This window comes from Streptomyces sp. PU-14G (assembly GCF_041028275.1).
In the GTDB taxonomy this organism is placed as follows: Bacteria; Actinomycetota; Actinomycetes; order Streptomycetales; family Streptomycetaceae; genus Streptomyces.
In genome coordinates this window covers 1-3,621 of sequence record NZ_JASKYT010000541.1, presented here as the reverse complement: position 1 = coordinate 3,621, position 3,621 = coordinate 1, and the positions used below count along the sequence as shown (strand labels likewise).

The 3,621-nt window shown below is 75.3% G+C and carries 3 protein-coding genes; all 3 read left to right on the top strand.

Translation table 11 applies throughout. The annotated features are described in order from the left end of the window. A partial coding sequence (locus tag AB8Z75_RS33040; protein WP_369208526.1) for a citrate:proton symporter occupies positions 1 to 849 on the top strand: 849 nt, incomplete at its 5' end. A 143-nt stretch (positions 850 to 992) separates the two neighbouring features. Beyond that, positions 993 to 2,771, top strand: coding sequence for an ATP-binding protein (locus tag AB8Z75_RS33035; RefSeq protein ID WP_369208524.1), 1,779 nt, complete (start codon positions 993 to 995; stop codon positions 2,769 to 2,771). After that, a complete protein-coding gene (locus AB8Z75_RS33030; protein ID WP_369208523.1) occupies positions 2,768 to 3,505 on the top strand; it encodes a response regulator in 738 nt (245 codons plus the stop codon). The genes AB8Z75_RS33035 and AB8Z75_RS33030 overlap by 4 nt, the downstream gene beginning before the upstream one ends. Positions 3,506 to 3,621 lie beyond the last annotated feature (116 nt).

Here is a 3,621-nt window from a genome sequence, read left to right as displayed (position 1 = left end):
GGAGCCGCCACCGGCGCCCCGGCCGCCGGTGGCGGCTCCGCCGTCGGCGGGAGGGCGGTAGCCGTCGGCGGGAACGTGGCACCCGGCGGCGGGAGCGTGGCACCCGGCGGCCCGGACGGGGACGCGGCCTCGGGCGCCGCCGGTGCGGTGGGAGCGGGAGCGGGCGCGGGCGCGTGTGCGAGCGCGGCTGCGGCTGCCGGTGCGGAGTCCGCCGTCCTGGACCCGGACCGCGCGTGCCTGCGCCCTCGGCTGTACTGGTTCAACGCGGCCCTCACGGTGGCGCTCCTCGTCCTGCTGATCGCCCAGCTGCTGCCGATCCCGGTGCTGTTCCTGCTGGGCGCTGCGCTCGCGCTGACGGTGAACTTCCGCGACATGGCCGACCAGAAGGCCCGGATCGCCGCCCACGCCGAGAACGTGCTCAACGTCTCCGGCATGGTCTTCGCGGCGGCCGTCTTCACCGGCGTCCTCACCGGCACGGGCATGGTGGACGAGATGGCCCGCTCCGTGGTCGGGGCCGTCCCCGACGCGCTCGGGCCGCACATGGCGCTGGTCACGGGCGTCCTCAGCATCCCGTTCACGTACCTGATGTCGAACGACGGCTTCTACTTCGGCATCGTCCCGATCCTCTCCGAGGCGGGGGCCGCGCACGGGGTGAGCTCGCTGGAGATCGCCCGCGCCTCGCTCGTCGGCCAGCCGCTGCACATGTCCAGCCCGCTGGTGCCGGCCGTGTACGTGCTGGTGGGGATGGCGAAGGTCGAGTTCGGCGAGCACACGCGGTTCACGATCAAGTGGGCCGTGCTCACGTCGCTGTCCGTACTGGCGGCCGGGTTCCTGTTCGGCATCCTCTAGGGGCCCCGCAGGGCCTCTCGCCCGCGCCCCCGGTTCCTCTACTCTGCCTGGCAGTACATGAACGGAACCCATGATTCCGGTCGGCTGCGGGCACAGACCGGCACGTACGACGCACAGCGCGACGGAGAGGAGGCGACGTGCCCATGCGTATCAGGCCGCCGCGTATCAGGCCGCCGCGCCGCGTCTTCTCCCACGTGCTGACCGCACAGCTCGCCCTCGTCGTCGGCGTGACCGCGCTGGTCAGCGGGTTGTTCCTGGCGCCGCTCGGCGACCAGCTCGACCGCCAGGCGATGCGCCGCGCCCTCGCCATCGCCCAGACCACCGCCGCCAGGCCCCACCTCGCGGCCGAGCTGGCCGCCCGCCGGGAAGCCGGACGCACGCCCTCCCCCGACGGCCCGCTCCAGGCCGAGGCGGAGCGCGTCCGCCGCTCCACCGGCGCCGAGTACGTCGTCGTGCTGGACCGGCGCGGCACCCGCTGGTCCCACCCCTCGCGCTCGGCGGTCGGACACCACGTCTCCACCGACCCCGGGCAGGTGCTCCGCGGCCGGGAGGTGACGCAGATCGACGTGGGCACCCTCGGCCGCTCCGCGCGGGGCAAGGCTCCGCTGCGGGACGCAGACGGGCACGTCGTCGGAGCCGTCTCCGTCGGCATCGACTACGCCAACGTCCGCGAGGGGCTGCTGGCGGCCGTCCCCGGGCTGCTGACATACGCGGGCGGTGCGCTGGCCGCCGGCGCGCTCGCCGCCTACCTCCTCGCCCGCAGGCTGCGCCGCCGCACCCACGCCCTCGCCTTCTCCGACATCTCGGCGCTGCTGGCCGAACGGGAAGCGATGCTGCACGGCCTCGCGGAAGGCGTCGTCGCGCTCGACGCCGACGGGCGTATCCGGCTGGTCAACGACGAGGCCCAGCGACTCCTCGGCCTCGGCCCCGACGCCCTCGGACACCCGGTCACCGAAGCGCTCGGCGCCGCACCGGGCCGGGCGGGCGGCGAGCCGCCGGAGCGCGGCGGCCGTACGGCGGACGTGCTGGCCGGGCGGGTGACAGGGCGCGACCTGGTGACCGTCTGCGGAAACCGCGTCCTGGTCGCCAACCGGATGCCCACGGCGGACGGCGGCGCCGTCGCCACCCTCCGCGACCGCACCGAACTGCTGCGCCTCGGCCGTGAACTGGAGGGCACCCGCGGCCTCCTCGACGCGCTCCGCGCCCAGGACCACGAGCACGCCAACCGCCTGCACACCCTCCTCGGCCTGCTGGAGCTGGAGCTGTACGAGGAGGCCGCGCGGTTCGTCACCGACGCGCTCGGCGTGCACCGTGCCACCGCCGAGCAGGTCACCGAGCGGGTGCACGACCCGCTGCTGTCCGCGCTGCTGGTGGGTAAGGCGGCGGTCGCCGCCGAGCGCGGCGTCGCCCTGCGCCTCGCCCCCGCCTCCCACCTCCCCGACCGCCTGGTCGACCCGGGCGGCCTGGTCACCGTCGTCGGCAACCTGGTGGACAACGCGCTCGACGCGGCGTCCGGCGGTGCGGAACCGGCCGTCGAGGTGGAGGTGTGCGCGGAAGACCGCACGGTCCTGCTGGCCGTACGGGACACGGGGCCCGGCGTTCCCGCCGCACGGCGGCACCTGGTGTTCGAGGAAGGCTGGTCGACGAAGTCCGAGTCCGCGGACACGCACCCGCCCGACTCCGGAGCCCACCGGGGCCTCGGCCTGGCCCTGGTACGCCGGTTCGCCGAGAGGGCCGGCGGCAGCGTACGGGTCGGCGCCGCGCCCGGCGGCGGTGCCGAGTTCCGCGTCGTCCTGCCGGAGGCACTGGCGGAAACTCTCCCGGACGACGAGGACGAGACCGACCACGAGCCTCCGCGCGGCGGGGGCGGCGAGCCCGACGGCCCTCGCGCATCCGCGGCGCAGGGAGGGGCGCGGCCATGACGGGTGCAGCGGGCGAGAGCGCCGCCACCGGCGCGGGCGAGGTCATCGACGTCCTCGTCGTGGACGACGACCCGAACGTCGCCCGCATCAACGCCGCTTACGTCGAGAGGGTCTCAGGATTCCGCGTCAGCGGCACCGCGCACAGCGCCGCGGACGCGCTGCTCTTCCTGCGCCGCCACCCCGTCGACCTGGTGCTGCTGGACCACTACCTGCCGGACGAGTCGGGGCTTGCGCTGCTGCACCGCCTGCACGGGGCCGGCGTCGAGCCGGAAGTCATCATGGTGACGGCGGCCCGCGACACCGCGACCGTCCGCGCGGCCCAGCGCCAAGGGGCGCTCCAGTACGTCGTGAAGCCCTTCACCTTCGCCCACCTGCGCGGCAAGCTCGACAGCTACGCGGCGCTGCGCCATGAGCTCGCCACGGCGCCGGTGGCCGAGGCCACGCAGGAGACGGTGGACCGCATCTTCGGCGCGGCGGCCGTCCCCGGCGACGGCGCCGAAACCCTCCCCAAGGGGCATTCGGTGCTCACCGCCGACCTCGTGCGCGGCGTCATGCACGCCGCCCGCGGGCCCCTTTCGGCGCAGGAGGTCGCCGAGCGCGCGGGTCTGAGCCGCCAGACGGCGCAGCGCTACCTGAAGCTGCTGGAGGGCGCGGGTCTGGTCCGCCGCCGCCTCAAGCACGGCGAGACGGGCCGCCCGGTCCACCTCTACCGCTGGTCCGGCCCTGCGGCCTGAGCCCACCGCTTCCGCGCACCGGCGCGGTGATCGGAGCGGACCGCCTCACCCGTGGTCGTGGCTCGCTTTGAGGGAGTCGATGAAGGCGCCCCAGGCGGGGGAGGGGAGTAGGAGGG

Bases quoted from the DNA above. Each gene is read 5' to 3' on its own strand.
- AB8Z75_RS33030 (WP_369208523.1), top strand. From the start codon at position 2,768: ATGACGGGTGCAGCGGGCGAGAGCGCCGCCACCGGCGCGGGCGAGGTC.
- AB8Z75_RS33035 (WP_369208524.1), top strand. From the start codon at position 993: ATGCGTATCAGGCCGCCGCGTATCAGGCCGCCGCGCCGCGTCTTCTCC.